Annotated in this window: 17 protein-coding genes; 16 read left to right on the top strand and 1 reads right to left on the bottom strand. The window is 70.9% G+C overall.

What is annotated here, in order from left to right; all coding sequences use genetic code 11:
• Nucleotides 1-104: 104 nt before the first annotated feature.
• From metK to metF, 3 genes are read left to right on the top strand one after another with little or no spacing between them, the layout of a single operon-like run.
• A complete protein-coding gene (metK, locus tag SACTE_RS31370) occupies nucleotides 105-1,316 on the top strand; it encodes a methionine adenosyltransferase (protein WP_014050045.1) in 1,212 nt (403 codons plus the stop codon).
• A gap of 35 nt (nucleotides 1,317-1,351) precedes the next feature.
• The gene (locus tag SACTE_RS31375) at nucleotides 1,352-2,332 is read left to right on the top strand and encodes a carbohydrate kinase family protein (RefSeq protein ID WP_019993262.1); all 981 of its coding nucleotides are present in this window, start codon (nucleotides 1,352-1,354) and stop codon (nucleotides 2,330-2,332) included.
• Nucleotides 2,329-3,300, top strand: a complete 972-nt coding sequence (gene metF, locus SACTE_RS31380) for a methylenetetrahydrofolate reductase [NAD(P)H] (RefSeq protein WP_014050047.1) — start codon at nucleotides 2,329-2,331, stop codon at nucleotides 3,298-3,300. The genes SACTE_RS31375 and metF overlap by 4 nt, the downstream gene beginning before the upstream one ends.
• Here the strand turns inward: metF and SACTE_RS31385 are convergent.
• Nucleotides 3,291-4,160, bottom strand: a complete 870-nt coding sequence (locus SACTE_RS31385) for a MarR family transcriptional regulator (RefSeq protein ID WP_014050048.1) — start codon at nucleotides 4,158-4,160, stop codon at nucleotides 3,291-3,293. The two genes, metF and SACTE_RS31385, sit on opposite strands and share 10 nt — an antisense overlap.
• Nucleotides 4,161-4,358: 198 nt before the next feature.
• Between SACTE_RS31385 and SACTE_RS31390 the strand changes: the two genes are divergently transcribed.
• The 13 genes from SACTE_RS31390 (at nucleotide 4,359) to SACTE_RS31445 (ending at nucleotide 17,075) form a co-directional block, all read left to right on the top strand.
• On the top strand, nucleotides 4,359-5,777 hold the full coding sequence (locus SACTE_RS31390) for an MFS transporter (RefSeq protein WP_019993263.1): 1,419 nt from the start codon (nucleotides 4,359-4,361) through the stop codon (nucleotides 5,775-5,777).
• A 473-nt stretch (nucleotides 5,778-6,250) separates the two neighbouring features.
• Complete coding sequence (locus tag SACTE_RS31395) at nucleotides 6,251-7,297, top strand: methyltransferase (RefSeq protein ID WP_014050050.1); 1,047 nt, start codon at nucleotides 6,251-6,253, stop codon at nucleotides 7,295-7,297.
• A 207-nt stretch (nucleotides 7,298-7,504) separates the two neighbouring features.
• The gene (locus tag SACTE_RS31400; protein ID WP_014050051.1) at nucleotides 7,505-7,876 is read left to right on the top strand and encodes a hypothetical protein; all 372 of its coding nucleotides are present in this window, start codon (nucleotides 7,505-7,507) and stop codon (nucleotides 7,874-7,876) included.
• Nucleotides 7,873-8,466: a nuclear transport factor 2 family protein gene (locus tag SACTE_RS31405; protein WP_014050052.1), complete on the top strand. Its 594-nt coding sequence runs from the start codon at nucleotides 7,873-7,875 to the stop codon at nucleotides 8,464-8,466. The genes SACTE_RS31400 and SACTE_RS31405 overlap by 4 nt, the downstream gene beginning before the upstream one ends.
• Nucleotides 8,463-8,933: an ester cyclase gene (locus SACTE_RS31410; RefSeq protein ID WP_014050053.1), complete on the top strand. Its 471-nt coding sequence runs from the start codon at nucleotides 8,463-8,465 to the stop codon at nucleotides 8,931-8,933. Before SACTE_RS31405 ends, SACTE_RS31410 begins: the two co-directional genes overlap by 4 nt.
• 113 nt (nucleotides 8,934-9,046) lie before the next feature.
• Nucleotides 9,047-9,448: a nitroreductase family deazaflavin-dependent oxidoreductase gene (locus SACTE_RS31415; protein WP_014050054.1), complete on the top strand. Its 402-nt coding sequence runs from the start codon at nucleotides 9,047-9,049 to the stop codon at nucleotides 9,446-9,448.
• Nucleotides 9,449-9,457: 9 nt separating this feature from the next.
• Entirely contained in the window at nucleotides 9,458-10,048 is a 591-nt protein-coding gene (locus SACTE_RS31420; RefSeq protein ID WP_014050055.1) for an NAD(P)H-dependent oxidoreductase, read from the top strand.
• Nucleotides 10,049-10,229: 181 nt separating this feature from the next.
• Nucleotides 10,230-11,567 carry a cation:proton antiporter gene (locus SACTE_RS31425; protein WP_014050056.1) on the top strand — a complete coding sequence of 446 codons (1,338 nt, stop codon included), beginning with the start codon at nucleotides 10,230-10,232 and terminating at the stop codon, nucleotides 11,565-11,567.
• A 107-nt stretch (nucleotides 11,568-11,674) separates the two neighbouring features.
• On the top strand, nucleotides 11,675-12,331 hold the full coding sequence (locus SACTE_RS31430; RefSeq protein WP_014050057.1) for a hemerythrin domain-containing protein: 657 nt from the start codon (nucleotides 11,675-11,677) through the stop codon (nucleotides 12,329-12,331).
• Between the two features lie 617 nt (nucleotides 12,332-12,948).
• Nucleotides 12,949-13,071 carry a hypothetical protein gene (locus tag SACTE_RS35495; RefSeq protein WP_019993265.1) on the top strand — a complete coding sequence of 41 codons (123 nt, stop codon included), beginning with the start codon at nucleotides 12,949-12,951 and terminating at the stop codon, nucleotides 13,069-13,071.
• 170 nt (nucleotides 13,072-13,241) lie between these two features.
• Nucleotides 13,242-14,432, top strand: coding sequence for an acyltransferase (locus tag SACTE_RS31435; protein ID WP_014050058.1), 1,191 nt, complete (start codon nucleotides 13,242-13,244; stop codon nucleotides 14,430-14,432).
• An 86-nt stretch (nucleotides 14,433-14,518) separates the two neighbouring features.
• A complete protein-coding gene (locus SACTE_RS31440; protein WP_014050059.1) occupies nucleotides 14,519-15,349 on the top strand; it encodes an SAM-dependent methyltransferase in 831 nt (276 codons plus the stop codon).
• Between the two features lie 40 nt (nucleotides 15,350-15,389).
• Entirely contained in the window at nucleotides 15,390-17,075 is a 1,686-nt protein-coding gene (locus SACTE_RS31445; RefSeq protein ID WP_014050060.1) for an FAD-dependent monooxygenase, read from the top strand.
• The last annotated feature ends 100 nt before the right edge of the window (nucleotides 17,076-17,175 follow it).

Genomic DNA, 17,175 nt, shown 5'->3' on the forward strand with positions numbered 1-17,175 from the left:
CGGGCCGTGTCCCGCCGCTTCGCCTTCCGCGCGGCGTCCCCTCCGGCGACATGTGCGCGCCGCCACCACGCACCACCCCCCTGCGACGAACGGTAAGGAGTGCTGTGTCCCGACGCCTGTTCACCTCGGAGTCAGTGACCGAGGGTCATCCCGACAAGATCGCCGACCAGATCAGCGACACCATCCTGGACGCGCTGCTCCGGGACGACCCGCGGTCCCGGGTCGCCGTGGAGACTCTGATCACCACCGGCCTGGTGCACATCGCCGGAGAGGTCACCACCAAGGCCTACGTGCCGATCGCGCAGCTGGTGCGGCAGAAGATACTGGAGATCGGCTACGACTCCTCGCGCAAGGGGTTCGACGGAGCCTCCTGCGGTGTCTCGGTGTCGATCGGCGCGCAGTCACCGGACATCGCCCAAGGCGTCGACACCGCGTACGAGTCGCGTGTCGAGGGCGAGGACCGTGACGAGCTGGACCGGCAGGGCGCCGGCGACCAGGGCCTGATGTTCGGCTATGCCTGCGACGAGACGCCGGAGCTGATGCCGCTCCCGATCCGGCTCGCCCACCGGCTCTCGTACCGCCTGACGCGGGTCCGCAAGGACGGCACCGTCCCCTATCTCCGACCCGACGGCAAGACGCAGGTGACCATCGAGTACGACGGTGACCGGGCGGTGCGCCTCGACACCGTCGTCGTCTCCTCGCAGCACGCGAGCGACATCGACCTCGACTCCCTGCTGACCCCGGACATCCGCCGGTACGTGGTGGAACCGGAACTGAAGGCGCTGCTGGAGGACGGGATCAAGCTGGAGACCGACGGATACCGCCTGCTCGTCAACCCGACCGGCCGCTTCGAGGTCGGCGGCCCGATGGGCGACGCGGGGCTGACCGGCCGCAAGATCATCATCGATACGTACGGCGGAACGGCCCGCCACGGCGGTGGGGCGTTCTCCGGGAAGGACCCCTCCAAGGTGGACCGGTCGGCGGCCTACGCGATGCGGTGGGTCGCCAAGAACGTCGTCGCGGCCGGTCTGGCGTCCCGGTGCGAGGCACAGGTCGCCTACGCGATCGGCAAGGCCGAGCCGGTCGGACTCTTCATCGAGACCTTCGGCACGGCGACCGTGGGCACCGACACGATCGAACGGGCCGTCGCCGAGGTCTTCGACCTGCGTCCGGCCGCGATCATCCGCGACCTCGACCTGCTCCGCCCGATCTACGCCCTGACCGCCGCGTACGGCCACTTCGGCCGTGAGCTCCCCGACTTCACGTGGGAGCGCACCGACCGTGTGCCGGCGTTGCGCCGGGCCGCCGGGCTGTAGGCACCGACCGTCAGCCGAGAGGGGATGTGACCGCTGTGGACATGGCCATCACCGGTTCGCTGGCGTCCGACCACTTGATGGTCTTTCCCGGACGCTTCGCGGACCAGCTTCTGCCAGGAAGCCTCGAGCGTGTGTCGCTCTCCTTCCTCGCCGACCACCTGGAGGTGAGGAGAGGCGGGGTGGGGGCGAACATCGCCTTCGGGCTCGGACTGCTCGGGCTGCGCCCCGTGCTCGTGGGCTCGGCCGGCCTGGACTTCGCCCCGTACGACGCCTGGCTGCGCGCGGCCGGCGTGGACACCGCGTGGGTGCGGGTGAGCGAGACCTTGCACACCGCCCGGTTCGTCTGCACCACCGACGCCGACCAGAACCAGATCGCCACCTTCTACGCCGGCGCCATGGCCGAGGCCCGGCACATCGATCTGCGCCGGGTGGCACGGGAGGCGGCCCTCGGACTCGTCCTGGTCGGCGCCGACGACCCCCAGGCCATGCTGCGGCACACCGCCGCCGCTCACGGACTGGGCGTCCCCGTGGCCGCCGATCCCTCCCAGCAACTGGCGCGGCTGGAGAAGGACGAGGTCCGCCTGCTGGTGGACGGCGCCCACCTCCTGTTCACCAACGAGTACGAGGCCGACCTGTTGCGGGAGCGTACGGGCTGGACCGAGCGGCAGGTCCTGGAGCGGGTCGGCACCTGGATCACCACCCGTGGGGCCGACGGGGTACTGCTGTCCGGAGCCGGTCGGACCCCGGTCGGCGTGCCGGCCGCACCGACGGACCACGTCGTCGACCCGACGGGCGCCGGCGACGCCTTCCGCGCCGGATTCCTCGCGGGTGTCGCCCGGGGACGGTCCCAGGTGCGCGCGGCCCAGCTGGGCTGCGTCGTGGCCACCACCGTCCTGGAGTCCGTCGGGACGCAGGAGTACAAGATCGTCGCCGCCGACGTGGCGGGCCGCGCGGCGCGCGCCTACGGCCCTGAGGTCGCCGGGGAGCTGGAGTCGATCCTGGCGGCCACGGGATGACCGGGGCGGCCGACGAGGGGCTGCGGGCGGCGCTCACGCGCTCCACGCCCACGTTCTCGTTCGAGTTCTTCCCACCGAGGACGGCGGCCGGCAGCCGTGCGCTGTGGAACGCGATCCGCCGGATCGAACCGCTGGCCCCGGACTTCGTGTCGATCACCTACGGCGCCGGGGGCAGCTCACGCGACCGCACGGTGGAGGTTGTCCGACGCGTCGTCACCGAGACGACGTTGCGGCCCGTGGCCCACCTGACGGCGGTCGGGCACTCCGCCGCCGAACTGCGCCGCGTCGTCGGCCGGTACGCGGACGCAGGGGTGCGTGACGTGCTGGCCGTGCGCGGCGACCCTCCGGGGGACCCGCGGGGCGCCTGGTCCGCGCATCCGGACGGCTTCACCCACGCCTACGAGCTGGTCGAACTCATCCGTTCACTGGGGGACTTCACCATCGGGGTGGCGGCCTTCCCCGAACGCCACCCGCGGTCGACCGACTGGGAGAGCGACATCCGGCACTTCGTGGCCAAGTGCCGGGCGGGGGCCGACTACGCCATCACCCAGATGTTCTTCGACGTCGAGGACTACCTGCGGCTGCGGGACCGGGTGACCGCTGCGGGCTGCGACATCCCGATCATCCCGGAGATCATGCCCGCCACCGACGTACGCCGGATCAGCCGGTTCGTCGAGCTGAGCGGCTGCGCCTTCCCCGAAGACCTGGCGCACGCCCTGGAGGCCGCCCGTGACGATCCCGCGGCCGGTCACCGCGTCGGGGTGGAGCACGCCACCGCCATGGCGGAGCGGCTGCTCGCCGAGGGGGCGCCCGGGCTGCACTTCATCACCCTCAACAGCTCCACCGCGGCCACGGACATCCACCGCACCGTCGCCCCGGCACGGCCCGTGCCTCCGGCCGGAACCGGCGCCGTACGTGGCGCCCTACCGGCGGGCGGCGCGCCGGTGGGGCTCCCCGGTCAGGCCTGAGCCTCCAGCAACCTGCCCAGGAGCGACCGCAGTTCGTCCTCGCCATCGGCGCCGAGAGCTTCCCGGGTGTCCGACTGCATGCGCTCTCCCGCCTCGTACAGGGAAGGCCTGAGCGCCCGGCCCCGGTCGGTGAGCTCCAGGGCGTAACGGCGGCGGTCGTGCGGGTCCTTGCCACGGGAGACCATCCCCGCCTGCACCAGCTCGTCGACCACCTCGGCGGCGGCGGGCTCGGTGATCGACAGGTGCTGCGCCAGCCGCTGCTGCGGGCAGGGGCCGAGCTCGTCGATCGCCGTCAGCGGGCCGAAGTGCCTGACCCGCAGCCCGAGGTCGCCGAGCAGGGCGTCGAAGGTGCGCCGCTGGTTGAGGTGGGCCTGGGTGATGAGGTACTCGATGCTCTGTGTCGCCGGCTGCTCCGTCTCGGGCAGCAGCCGGCCGAGCAGCGTCACCAGCCGTCGCTGTTCGGGGGGCGTCAGGGCCGCGGCGATCCGCGCGTTCCGCAGGGCCATGGACTCGCGCATCTCGTCGAGTGCGGCGCGTCCGGCGTCGGTCAGCGACAGGACGTACGACCGGCGGTTGGCCGGGTTCCTGGTCCTGGACACGTGGCCCAGCTCCTCCAGCCGGTCGATGAGCCGGACCATGACCGTCCGGTTGATGCCCAGTCGCTCGGCGAGGTCCTTCTGCGAGCGGGCGTCCCCGTCCGCCAGCACGTCCAGGAGGACGAAGTCACGTGACTGCGGGGCGTCGTCCATCGCGTCGGCGGCGAACCGGGAGAACACCCGGCGCAGGAGATCGCCGAAGTATCCGTTCGCCGGGGTCCGCCCGTCGCGGCCCTGGGCCTCCGTCGCCTTGGTGACGCTCACCTGTGCCTCGATTCCTGGTCGGCGTCCTGATCAGCCCCTCAGTCTATCAAGGGTGATAGTTGGGCTAGTGATTAATTGGAAGGTTGACGGTTTGGTGGGTGCACGGTACTTTCGCCTGAGTAAAGCGGAGGGCCGGGGGAGTGGGCTGGCCTCGTCGAAACAGTGGAGGAGTCCATGACTCTGAGTGAAGGACCCGAAGTGATCTCAGCGGCCCAGGCGCCGCCCAGGGACGAACCCAAACTGGGGCTCGCCCTGCTGGTCATCGCCACGGCCCAGCTCATGCTCGTGCTGGACGCCACCATCGTCGGTGTCGCCCTGCCGAGCATCCAGAACTCCCTCGGCCTGGCGGCCGGAGACCTGAGCTGGGTGATGAGCGCGTACCTGCTCGCCTTCGGCGGTCTGCTGCTCGTCGGCGGCAGGTCGGGCGACATCTTCGGCCGCAGGAAGGTCTTCTCCGTCGGCCTGGTCGTCTTCACGGTCGCCTCGCTCATCGGCGGTCTGGCCACGACCGGACCCGTGCTGATCGGGGCTCGCGCCCTCCAGGGCGTGGGAGCCGCGCTGACCGCGCCCACCGCCCTGTCCCTGCTCGCCTCGACGTTCCCGGCGGGGCCGGCGCGCAACAAGGCGATGGGCGTGTACGGCGCGGTCGGCGGGCTCGGCTCCGTCGTGGGCCTGATGCTCGGCGGTGTGCTGACCGAGTACCTGAGCTGGCGCTGGGTGCTCTACGTCAACATCCCGATCGCCGTGCTGGTGCTGTTCGGGGTCTCCGCCCTGAGGGAGGGCGAACGCGAGAAGGGCGGCATCGACATCCCCGGCGCGATCGCCGTCACGCTCGGCCTCGGCTCGCTGATCTTCGCCATCAACGAGGCGGACACCGAGGGCTGGACCGGCGGGCGCACCGTCGGGCTGCTCGCCGTCGCGGCCGTGCTGCTGATCGCGTTCCTCGTCATCCAGCGCCGCAGCACCTCCGCGATGCTTCCGGGGCGGCTCTTCCAGGACCGCGGCCGGATCGGCGCGATCACCGTGATGCTGCTCGTGGGGGGTGGCATGGCCGCCACCTTCTACTTCCTCACCCTGTACATGCAGGTGGTGAAGGGCTACACGCCGATGGAATGCGCCCTGGCCTACCTCCCGTTCGCGATCGGCATGGTGATCTCGGCGGGCGCGGTCGGCCCGCAACTGCTGGCCAGGACCTCCGAGCGCTCGGTGGCGCTGCTGGGGCTCGGGCTCGCCACCCTCGGCACCTTCTGGTTCGCCGCGCTCGAACCGACCACCAACGCCTGGGCCGTGCTGCTGCCCGCACAGCTGGTCGCCGGCTTCGGCCTCGGGCTCTCCTTCGTCACGGCGACGATCGTCGGTGTGCGCGGGGTCGCCCCGCAGGACACCGGCATCGCCGCGGGCCTCATCAACACGGGGCAGCAGGTCGGTGGCGCGCTCGGCCTGTCGGCGCTCGCCGCCGTCGCCCTGGCCACGCTCGACGGCGGCGAGCGGACGCCCGGGCCGCTGACCGACTCCTACACCGTGGGGCTCATCGGCGCCGCCCTGCTCTACCTGCTCTCCGCGATCGCCTGGGCCGTGTGCGTCAGGCCCGCGGAGCGGGAGCCTCAGCCGGCGTGATCGCTCGCGCCCCGCACGTATGAGCCGTCCAGCCGAATCCGCCCGTGGTGTATCCGCGCCCCGGGCGGGTGGTTGGGCGGCTCATCGCATTTCGGCGGCCGGGAGCAAGGGTCTCGCAATTCCCCGACGCCCGTGCCGTAAAAGGGCCTTGACGCTCATTCGCGAGTCTGTCACGCTTCTTGTGGGGGACGAGCCGTGCCCAAGTCCGGGCGGCTCCCGTCAAATCCCCGCCGGCCGCCCGAGTTGCGGCCCTTTTCTTTACCGCAGTGTTTCCTGAATGATTCCGCTCATTTTCATGAGCCCCTCCGAGATGTTTTCCGCAGCCGCCGCATCGGCCTGTGGAGGATCGGAGGGACGGGAGGCATGCGCCGCATTCCCGGGCGTATGCGCGTCTCCCGGCCGAGCGGGCACCGTCACCACCTCGGGACGACCCGGAGTCGTACCGGTACCGGCACTGAGAGAGGACAGATCACATGTCAGAGAACCACGACGGCGGCGTCCCGGACCTCGAGCTCTGGCGGATGGCCGACCTGGTCACCCCGATGTCCGTGCGGGTGGCCGCGACCTTCCGGGTGGGGGACCACATCGCGGCCGGACGGAAGACGCCGGAGGCCATCGCCGAGGCCGCCGGACTGGACGCCGTCGCCCTGGACCACATCCTGCGCCACCTGGTGACGGCGGGCCTGCTGAGCGGTGGCGACTCGGAGTACGAGCTGACCGACAAGGGCCAGGCGTTGCGCTCCGACCACCCCGGACCGCAGCGCGCCCTGATCGACCTCGAAGGCGCCATCGGCCGGGCCGACCTGAGCTTCGTCGAGCTGGCACACGTGGTGCGCACCGGACAGCCCTCCCACCCCGTCCGCTACGGGGTCCCCTTCTGGGACGAGCTCGCCTCGGACAAGGCGCTGGCCGAGTCCTTCAACTCCCTGATGGCCGGGAACATCGGCGAGGACGCCGACAAGATCGCCACGGTCTACGACTGGTCGAAGTTCTCGCACCTCATGGACCTCGGCGGCGGCAACGGGGTGCTGCTCAGCGCCGTGCTCAAGGCGCACCCGACGCTGCGCGGTTCGGTCCTCGACCTGCCGGGCACGGTCGAGCGCGCCGAGAAGTACCTGGCGGCCGCCGGTCTGGCCGACCGCACCTCCGTGCTCGGCGGCAGCTTCTTCGACCCGCTGCCCGAGGCCGACGCCTACGTCCTCTCCTCCGTCATCCACGACTGGGACGACGAGTCCTCCGTCGCGATCCTCAAGCGCTGCGCCGAGGCGGCGGGTGAGGACGGCCGGGTCTTCGTCATCGAGGAGACCGGGGCGGACGGTCAGTCGCCCGACACCGGGATGAACGTCCGCATGCTCGCCTACTACGGCGGCAAGGAGCGCGAACTGGCGGACAACATCGAACTGGCCCGTGCCGCGGGCCTGTCGGTCGTGGAGGTGCACCAGGCCCCCGGGCGGGTGGCCACCCGCTCGGTGATCGAGCTCCGCGCCGTCCGAGACGGAGGAAGGGCCGGCCGCACGTGAGCCGGGGACGACGGACCGGCTCCGAGCGGCCCGGGGACGAGGAACCGGCCACCGGGCGCGCGGACGGAATCGAGGGAGCTCCATACGGAACGGCCGCGCGAATGCCGGCCGTTCCTTCCTTTCCGGGCTTCTTTTCCCGGCGGGCCGCACCGTCGTCGCACGCGCACATCAGTCAGGCCCGTCATTACTTTCATGGGAGTGAAGCCGATGTCCATTTCTGCTGCCCGCCTCTCGGGGAAATGGGAGGGGACGGTCTCGCACGACGGTGAGACGGACGACTACGCCGTCGTTTTCGAAGAAGACGGATCGCTTTCCGTCGTCACGAAGAAGAGTGGCGGTTCCGGCACGTGGACCGCGACGGATGAGAACACACTCGAATTCTCCTTCCGTGAGGTGTTCAATCCGGATGTCGGGCAGATCAGTCCGAACGGTCATCACGCCGCCTACATCCAGATCGACATCACGGCGGAGCTGACCGGCGACACGTTCACGGGTGCCGGCAGGGCCGTCGTCCACGGTCCCGACGGGGTCGTGATCTACGCCACGGACGCGCAGACGACCGCCCGGCTGGTGTCATGACGGACGCACCCGGGGGAGCGCGGACGGCCGGTTCCGACGCCCGGATCGCCCACCTGACCGATCGCGCGGATCTGGGCGACCTCGCCGAGCGCTACCTCGCCTCGCTCGACGCGGGGACGTTCGACGACGCGTGGGCCCGTTCGCTGTTCACGGAGGACGTCGAACTCGTCTTCCCGGTGGGCAGCCATCAGGGTCGCGCCGGGGCCGTGGCGTTCACCCGGCAGATCATGGAACGCTGGGACGGCACGCACCACCACGGCTCTCCCGCCCTGGTCGAGCTCGACGGAGACCGGGCGACCGTGGCGTGGAGCCTGATCGCCTCCCATCTGCACTTCGGCTCCCCCCGGCCCCCGGCGGCCTCGCACCACTTCCAGCTGGGCGGCCGGTTCGACACGTCCGTCCGGCGCACCCCGGACGGCTGGCGCTTCGCTCGCATGAGGCTGCGGATCACCTGGAGCACCGGGTCCGCCCCCGCGGCCGTCACATCGGTCGACGAGGAGACGCTCGGCACGGGCGCGCTCCCCGCAGGCCTCGACGCGGGCGACCCCGGTTCGTACACAGACACCCATCTGGAGGGCAGTACGGCATGACCACCGCAGAGAAGCAGCGTGAAGTGATCGAGCGGATCTACAGCGAAGGCCTCAACGACGGGGACCTCACCGCCGCCGACCGCTATCTGACCCCCGACTTCCGCAACAACGGAAGCCACGACGACGCGATGAGCGGGCCCGAGGCGTTCAAGCACACGATCAAGATCCAGCGCGGTGCCTTCAGCGACATCAAGTACGAGATCCTCGACTTCATGTCGGACGGCGACAAGGCGGCCATCCGCTGGGTGATGCACGGCCGGCACACCGGCCCCTTCATCGGGATACCGGCGACCGGCCTCCAGATCGAGCACCACGGGATGATCTTCTTCCGGTTCGAGGGGGAGAAGGTCGCCGAGCGGTGGGGCCTCGTCGACAACTTCTCCCTCCAGCGCTTCCTCAAGTCCGGTGGCAAGCCGGCCGGCCCCCTCACCCCGGGCGGCCCCGGCGGCGCGAAGCCCGCCGCCTGACGCGCACGGCGACCCGGCCCCGGTGCCGGCCGGCCGCCCGGCCCTCCCCGGCCCGGCGGCCGCCCGGCGCCCGCGCGGGCGTGAACTCCGGACACCTGCACAAGGAGGAAACCATGCCGATCCCCAGGCGGGTGGCACGCTTCAATCGCCGGGTGGCGAACCGCTTCGTCGGCCCTGTCCTGAGCCGGATGCCCGGCTTCGGCAGGGTCCACCACCGAGGCAGGAAGTCGGGGCGCGTCTACAGCACCCCGGTGAAGCTGTTCCGGCGCGGAGCGGACATCGTCGTGACGCTGCCGTACGGACCCGGGTCGGACTGGGTCAAGAACGTGCTGGCGGCGGGGGGTTGCGAGATCACCACGCGCGGACACCGCATCCACCTGGACAACCCGGTCGTCTTCACGGACGACGGCCGCACCGCGATGCCGGCGCTCACCCGGGCCGTCCTGTCGCGGGTGGGGGCCACGGAGTTCCTCGCCCTGACCCCGGCGAGCGCGTCCGCCCGCACGAAGGGCTGAGGGGGAGCCATGGCCGTCGCACCGGCTTCCCCTGAGCCCGTACGCGTGGTGGTCGTCGTCGGATCCGCCCGCGACGGTCGGCTCGCGCCCGACATCGCGCGGTGGCTGGTGGGCCGGACCGACCGGCGTGACGACCTGGTCACCGACGTCGTCGACCTCGCCGACGCACCGCTGCCCGCGAGCCTCGCCCCGGACGCGCCGCAGACGGTCGCGCTCCGGCCCCGGCTGGCCGCCGCCGAAGCGTTCGTCATCGTCGTCCCCGAGTACAACCGCGGCGTCCCCGGCCCGCTGAAGACCCTCATCGACTCCTTCGACGCGGAGTGGGAGGCCAAGCCGGTGGCCTTCGTCGGCTACGGACTGGGCATGGCCGGCGGGGTGCGGGCGGTGGAGCATCTGCGCCAGGTCTTCGCCGAGTTCCACTGCGTCGGGGTCAAGGACACCGTCAGCTTCCCGCGCGTCCTGGAGCACTACGACGCCGAGGGCCGTTTCCCGGCCGACCCGGAGGCGGCCGGTGCCGCCGCCAAGGTGATGCTCGACCAACTCGTCTGGTGGGGCCGGGTCCTGCGCGACGCCAAGAGGCTGCACCCCTACCGCTCCTGAGGGCTGCTGTCCCGCCAGGTGTCACGGGACAGCCCCCAGGCGTACCGACCCGCGACCTCGCGCCGCACCCGCCACCGCGACCACCGCGGCCTTCCCGGCCGGCCTGATCCGCCGAGGGCCCGCCGATCCGATCGGCGGGCCCTCGACGGTCGCGCCCGCCACCACCCAAGCAGGAGTACCGATGGTCATCGCAGCCGCTGCGAGCAATCCGCTCTCCCAACTGCTCATCGTCGTCCCCGTGGTGATACTGGCTTCGGGGCTCGGCGCGTGGGCGGTGCGCAGGTTCGGTCAGCCCGCCGTCGTCGGAGAGATAGCCGTCGGGATCTGCCTCGGCCCGTCGCTCCTCGGCCTCGTCTGGCCCGGCCTCCAGCACCGCCTCTTTCCCGCCGGCATCCTGCCGTTCATCGGCGCCCTCGGTGACCTGGGGCTGCTGGCGTTCATGTTCCTGGTCGGCCTCGCTCTCAACCTCGGGCTGCTGCGGGGGCACAGCCGTACCGCGGTCGCCGTCAGCCAGATGAGCATCGCGCTGCCCCTGGTGCTCGGATCGGCGCTCGCGCTCGGCATGTACGGGACCTTCGCGCCCGCCGGCGTGGACAAGCTGCCGTTCGTGCTGTTCATCGCCGTCTCGATGAGCATCACGGCCTTTCCCGTGCTCGCCCGCATCCTGACCGAACGCGACCTGTACCGCACGCGGACGGGTGCGGTGGCGATGGCGTGCGCCGCGGTGGACGACGTGACGGCCTGGTGCCTGCTGGCCGTGGTCGTCGCGGTGACCAGCAGCAGCTCCCCGATGGCGGCCCTCGTGACCGTCGGGCTGTCGGTCCTCTACATGCTCGTCATGCTGTACGTGGTGCGTCCGCTGCTCGCCCGCTGGGTCGCCCGTGCCGAGCGGAAGTGGTCGGACAGCGCGGTGCTGATCGTGCTCTTCACCGGCCTGTGCCTGTCCGCGCTGGCGACGGAGGAGATCGGGGTGCACGCGCTGTTCGGCGCGTTCGTGTTCGGCACGATGGTGCCGAGGGACTCGCCGGCGGTCGAGCGGGCCGCCGCCCGCCTCCAGGCGGTGGCCGTACCGATCCTGCTGCCCCTGTTCTTCGTCAGCACCGGCCTGAAGACGGACCTGGCGGTGCTGGTCCGCTCCGGGGAGCAGTGGCTGTGGGCCCTCGCGGTGATGGCGGTGGCGGTGACCGGCAAGTGGGGCGGCGGCAGCGTCGCGGCCCGGCTCTCCGGCCAGCGCTGGCGGGAATCCCTGGCCATCGGCGCCCTGATGAACTGCCGGGGACTCACGGAGCTGGTGGTGCTGAACATCGGACTGAGCCTCGGGGTCATCGGCACGGACCTGTTCACGATCCTCGTCGTGATGGCGCTCGTGACCACCGCCATGACCTCTCCGCTGCTGACCCGGATCCTCGGGCCCCAGCCCCAGTCAGGCGTTCCGCCGGTGTCCGGGGCCGAAACCCTCTCCGGCCCCGACGGGGCGGCCCGGACCGCCCGTTCCAAGGAACCGGCGGAGACCGCGTAGGCGTGGCCCGCCAAGGTGTACGGGTGTCGAGATGGTTCGGCTAGTTGATGGTTTGGCTGAGTGACGATAATCTGGGTGTCACGGTCGGTGGAAGTAGGGAGACTGCCATGAGCTACCAGTACAAGCTCGACATGACGATGATGTTCGCCATCCACGACGCCCTGCGCCGGGAACTGGAACGGATCGCACGGGTCACGGCCCGGGTCGACGAGGACCCCCGGCACGTCCTGAGCACGGCAGTCGGCTGGGAGCTCTTCAAGAAGTTCCTCCAGGTCCACCACAGGTCCGAGGACGTGACCGTCTGGCCCGTCATGCAGCGGGAGCTGGCCGGCCGCCCCGACGAGCTCGCCCTCCTCGACGCGATGGAGGCCGAGCACGCGGTCATAGACCCGTTGCTCGACGACATCGACGCGGCACTCGCCGATCGCGCGTCGGGCCTCGAAAGGCTCGGCGGACTCGTCGACACCCTCCACACCGGGCTCTCCGGCCACCTCAAGCACGAGGAGGCGGAGGCCCTGGAGCTGATGGACAGGACCATGACGCAGGAGGAGTGGATGACGTTCAGCGCCACCCAGCGCGACGGCATCGGCGACTACGCGCACCGGTACCTGCCCTGGATCCTCGACGAGATGGACGCGGCCCGCGCCGCGTCCATCCTCGCCCACATCCCCGACCCGCTGAGGGCGGCGTACGAAGCCGAATGGCGGGAGGCGTACGCCGCGTTGGACCTGTGGGGCCCGAGGAAGGGCACGCCCGCGGCCTGAGGGGTCGCGCGGTGGCCGCGGACGGCCGGACCGGTGTGCGGACAGGCGTCCGCACACCGGTGGCGTGTGCGCGGGGGAGGCGCGGCGGTGCCGGAGGACAGCCGTGAGACGGACGTACGGCGACCGTCGGACGTCTCCGGCGTGCCACCCGGCCCCTCCGGCGTTCCCACGTCCTCTCCCTCACCGCCCAGGGCCACCGCGCCCTGGCCGTCCGGCGCCGCGCGGCCGCCGACCGGGAACGCCGCCTGACCGCCGCCCTGACCCCGGTCGAGAACACCAGGTCCCGCTGCCCCGGCTGCCGCCGGGCGCGGAGCCGCTCCTCGTCCGGCACCCGGCGTACCTCATGGCTCAGGTCCACCACCGGCTGGGCCGGCTCGGCGACGAGAAGCTGGCCGGCACCGGGCTGCGGATCCGGCACCACGGGCCGCTCCGCGGGCTCCGGGACCTCGGGCCGTGTGCCCAGCAGCGGCTCGTCGCGCCTCTCGCGATCACCGGGCCCACCGCGTCCCAGCCCGTCCGGGAATGGTGGACCCCGGGTCCGTACGCCGCCGGGGCCAAGACACCCACGACCCCGCCACGCGCTGGAGCTCACGGAGACGGGACGCGGGCACCCGGCGGTGGCGGCGGACGCCCTGAACCTGCTGGAGGCGCTGACCGCCGCACTGCTCGGTCCGGGTGGCGCGGACGGAATGCGCCCTCTCCCGCTCCGTCTGCTGCACCCCGCCGCGCACGCGGGGTGAGCCGGCCCACCGGAACAGCCCCGAACTCCGCGGCGTGACGCCGAGGCGCCCGGCCGTGCGCCGCCTTTGTCCCGTAGCTGGGGACCACCCGGTCACCGCGCAGCCGGCCGCCTCAGGCCTGCCGCGCTCCGCCATGCCCACGCGAGCATCCAATCGGCGAGGAGACGCCCATGAACGTGCAGTCGGCCCCGCGGCCGAAGGAGGACCGGGCCCCACGGGTGTCGGGCCTGCCCTCGCTCACCGGTCTGCGGTTCTTCGCCGCCATGGCGGTGTTCCTCTACCACGTGACCTCTTCGCAGCTCACGCCGTTCGGCGGCGGGACCGCGCAGCAGGCGGGCCGCATCCTGGGAGTGGCGGGCGGGCTCGGAGTCGCCTTCTTCTTCATCCTCAGCGGCTTCATCCTCACCTGGTCCGCCCGCCCGGACGACGCGCCCCGCCGCTTCCTGCGCCGCCGGCTGGTCAAGCTCTACCCCAACCACCTCGTCACGTTCGTCCTGGCCCTCGTGGTCTTCGCCGGCGCCACCGGCTGGAAGACCTGGCTGCCGAACATCCTCCTGGTGCAGACGTGGTCCTGGGATCCCGCCGTCTCCTTCGGCGTCAACGGACCGAGCTGGTCGCTGGGGTGCGAACTCGTCTTCTACCTCTGCTTCCCCCTGCTGTACCGCTGGATCCGGAGCATCGGACCCAGGCGCCTGTGGGCATGGGCCTGCGCGTTCCTCGCCGCCGTCATGGCACTGCCCGCCCTCGCCTACGCGGCGCTGGCCGGGGGCCCGACGATGCCGGGCCTGCCGGTCAACGCGGTGCAGAGCTGGTTCGTCTACCAGCTGCCGCCCGTACGGATGCTGGAGTTCGTTCTCGGCATGCTGATGGCCCGGATCGTGCTCACCGACCGCTGGATCGGAGTGCGCATCCACCACGCACTCGCCCTCTGCGCCGTCGGCTACGTGGTGGCCCTCCACGTACCGTTCCTCTACACCCTCTCCGCGACCTGGGCGATCCCGATCGCGCTGCTGATCCCCGCGGTCGCCGTCGCCGACGTCCAGGGCCGCAGGTCCCCCTTCCGGGGCCGGGTCATGACATGGCTCGGTGAAGTGTCCTTCGCCTTCTACCTGTTGCAGGCCTCGGTGCTCACCGGTGGTGCCGTCCTCCTGGCGGACCACAGGCCCTTCGGCACGATGGCCGCCCTCGGCCTCTGCCTGCTGGCCTGGGCCCTGATCCTGGCGTCCGCCCACGTACTGCACCTGCTCGTCGAACGGCCGGCGATGAGGCACTGGAGCAGGCCGCGGGCCGCCGGCCGCCACGGCGCCCGGACAGCCCCGCCCGTCCAGGACGCCGCTGTCGACCGCGTCGGCACCAGCTGACCCCTCCGCACGACCCGGCCCGGTCCACCGTTCCAGGGACCGGCCCGTTGCCCGAGTGCACCCGACCGCTGACCAAGGATGTGGACATGTCTGACTCCGCCAACCCCGCCCGGAACACCGGCGCCGCCGCCGAAGAGCGTCCCCACCCGGCCCGTATCTACGACTTCTACCTGGGCGGGAACGACAACCTCCCGGTCGACCGCGCGGCGGCCGAGGGATTCGTGAAGCAGATGCCGGGCAGCCCGGTGGGCGCGCGGGCCAACCGCCGCGTCCTGAACCGGGCCGTGCGCTACGCCACCCGGAACGGCGTCCGCCAGTTCCTGGACGTGGGCAGCGGCATCCCGTCGGCACAGGCCACCCACGAGGTCGCACCCGACGCCCTCGTCCTCTATGTCGACAACGACCCGGTGGTGGCCGAGTACGCGCACCGGATCCTCGGCGACACCTCGGACGGCCGGACCGCCTTCGTCACCGAGGACGTCCGCAACCCCGACGCCATCCTCTCGGCCCCGGAGACCAAGGAGCTGCTCGACTTCTCGCAGCCGGTGGGCGTGATCTTCGGAGCGCTGCTGCACTTCGTCCTGGACGACGAGGACCCGTACGCCATGGTCGAGCGGTACAAGGAGGCGCTGGCCCCCGGCAGCATGGTGCTCCTCACGCACTCCAGCCCGGACTACGTCTCGCCCGAGGTCAGGGTCGTCGTCGACGACATCTACACCAAGCTGCGGGTGCCGCTGGCCCAGCGCTCCCGCGAGGGGATCGAGCGGTTCCTCGCCACCCCCGGCTGGACGGTGGCCGCCCCCGGAGTCGTCTCCACCAACGAGTGGGAGACCGAGCAGGAGCCGGCGACCGACGACGACCGGGCCACCACGCGCGAGGACGCCGCGGGCTACGCCGCCGTCGCCACGAAGAGCTGACGCCGCCCATCGGACCGCACCCAACGACGGGAGACAGCTCATGGACACGAAGACGGCCGCACACGCCACGGAGATTCCCGAGAAGGCGCACTACGACGTCATCATCCTGGGGACCGGACTGGCCGGCTCGGTGGCCGGGACGATCATGGCGCGGCACGGCGCCAAGGTCCTGCTCATCGACGCGACGTCCCACCCGCGCTTCGCGATAGGCGAATCCATGACACCGCAACTGGTGGAATGGATCCACATCCTGGCCGAGCGGCACCGCATTCCGGAGCTCAAGAGCCTGGCCAGCGTCAACGCCAGCACCCGCGACATCGCCCCCACGTTCGGTACGAAGGCCCACTTCGGCTTCATGAAGCACGAGCCCGGCCGGGAGCCCGACCCGAGGGAGGCGACCCAGCTCGCCCTGCCGAAGATCTTCCTGAACAACAGCCACATGTTCCGGCAGGACAGCGACGCCTTCATGTTCTACGTCGCAGTCAAGTACGGCTGTACGGCGAAGCAGAACTGGCGTGCCGCCGATGTCGACTTCGACGACGACGGTGTGACCGTCACGGGACAGGACGGCGAGGCGTTCCGGGGCAAGTACCTGATCGACGCGAGCGGATTCCGTTCCCCGCTCGCGGAGAAGTTCGATCTGCGGGACAAGCCGGCCCGGTTCAAGCACCACTCGCGCTCGATGTTCACGCACTACGTCGGGATCAAGCCCTTCGACGACGTGAGCGGACACCCCAAGGAGCTCCGCCCGCCCGCCGACTGGCACACCGGGACGATGCACCACCTCATCGAGCGGGGATGGTTCTGGATCATCGCCTTCGACAACCACAAGAAGTCGCGCAACCCGCTGTGCAGCGTCGGCCTGACCATGGACGAGCGCACGTATCCCAAGCCCAAAAACCTCACGCCCGACGAGGAGTTCAGCCAGTTCCTCGACCGGTACCCGGCCGTCAAGCGGCAGTTCGACGGTGCCTCACGCGTACGGGAGTGGGTGTCCACCGACCGGTTGCAGTACTCGTCGAAGCAGACGATCGGCGACCGCTGGTGCCTGATGTCCCACGCGGCCGGCTTCCTGGACCCGCTGTTCTCCCGCGGTCTGTCCAACACCTTCGAGGTGGTGGACGCCCTGACCTCGCGGCTGATCGAGGCGCTCGGGGACGGTGACTTCTCCGCCGAGCGCTTCGAGTACGTCGAACGGCTGGAGCAGGGGCTGCTCAAGTACAACGACGACATCGTCAACAGCTCCTTCATCTCGTTCTCCCACTTCCGCCTCTGGAACGCGGTGTTCCGGATCTGGGGCTCCTTCATCAGCCCGGGCACGATGCGACTGACGCGTGCCCGTCTGAACCATGTGAAGGACGGCGACGAGCGGCACTTCCGGGATCTGGAGGACACCCGGTTCCCGGGACTGTGGTGGCCGGAGAGCGAGAAGTTCAAGACGCTGCTCGAATCGACCGCCGAGACCTGTGAGAAGTACGAGGCGGGTGCCCTGACGGGCGACGAGGCGGCCGACATCGTCTTCCAGATGATCAAGGACTGCGACATCGTCAACCCCGCCTTCGGCTGGAAGAACGAGAACCAGCGGTTCGTCTCGCCCTCCACCCTGACGATGGCCCGCTTCCTCTACTGGGCCTCGTTCCAGGCCCCGGAGGAGATGAACAACGTGGGCAAGGAGTTCCTGATGGGGATTCTGAAGGCCGGAGCGAAGGTCAGGAAGCTGCTCTGAGCGAGGCCGGACGGGGGCCGCGGCCGGGCGTGCCGTGGCACCCGCCCGGCCCGGCCACGCGTGCCTCGCTCTCATCGATTCCACCCGTGAAGGGGAAGCA

It is taken from the genome of Streptomyces sp. SirexAA-E (assembly GCF_000177195.2).
Lineage (GTDB): Bacteria > Actinomycetota > Actinomycetes > Streptomycetales > Streptomycetaceae > Streptomyces > Streptomyces flavovirens.

What these genes read in the sequence shown, in the direction of transcription:
- SACTE_RS31440 (WP_014050059.1), top strand. Translation starts at nt 14,519, where the DNA reads ATGTCTGACTCCGCCAACCCCGCCCGGAACACCGGCGCCGCCGCCGAA.
- SACTE_RS31405 (WP_014050052.1), top strand. Translation starts at nt 7,873, where the DNA reads ATGACGGACGCACCCGGGGGAGCGCGGACGGCCGGTTCCGACGCCCGG.
- SACTE_RS31435 (WP_014050058.1), top strand. Translation starts at nt 13,242, where the DNA reads ATGAACGTGCAGTCGGCCCCGCGGCCGAAGGAGGACCGGGCCCCACGG.
- SACTE_RS31445 (WP_014050060.1), top strand. Translation starts at nt 15,390, where the DNA reads ATGGACACGAAGACGGCCGCACACGCCACGGAGATTCCCGAGAAGGCG.
- SACTE_RS31395 (WP_014050050.1), top strand. Translation starts at nt 6,251, where the DNA reads ATGTCAGAGAACCACGACGGCGGCGTCCCGGACCTCGAGCTCTGGCGG.
- SACTE_RS31410 (WP_014050053.1), top strand. Translation starts at nt 8,463, where the DNA reads ATGACCACCGCAGAGAAGCAGCGTGAAGTGATCGAGCGGATCTACAGC.
- SACTE_RS31400 (WP_014050051.1), top strand. Translation starts at nt 7,505, where the DNA reads ATGTCCATTTCTGCTGCCCGCCTCTCGGGGAAATGGGAGGGGACGGTC.
- metF (WP_014050047.1), top strand. Translation starts at nt 2,329, where the DNA reads ATGACCGGGGCGGCCGACGAGGGGCTGCGGGCGGCGCTCACGCGCTCC.
- SACTE_RS31425 (WP_014050056.1), top strand. Translation starts at nt 10,230, where the DNA reads ATGGTCATCGCAGCCGCTGCGAGCAATCCGCTCTCCCAACTGCTCATC.
- SACTE_RS31420 (WP_014050055.1), top strand. Translation starts at nt 9,458, where the DNA reads ATGGCCGTCGCACCGGCTTCCCCTGAGCCCGTACGCGTGGTGGTCGTC.
- SACTE_RS31430 (WP_014050057.1), top strand. Translation starts at nt 11,675, where the DNA reads ATGAGCTACCAGTACAAGCTCGACATGACGATGATGTTCGCCATCCAC.
- SACTE_RS31415 (WP_014050054.1), top strand. Translation starts at nt 9,047, where the DNA reads ATGCCGATCCCCAGGCGGGTGGCACGCTTCAATCGCCGGGTGGCGAAC.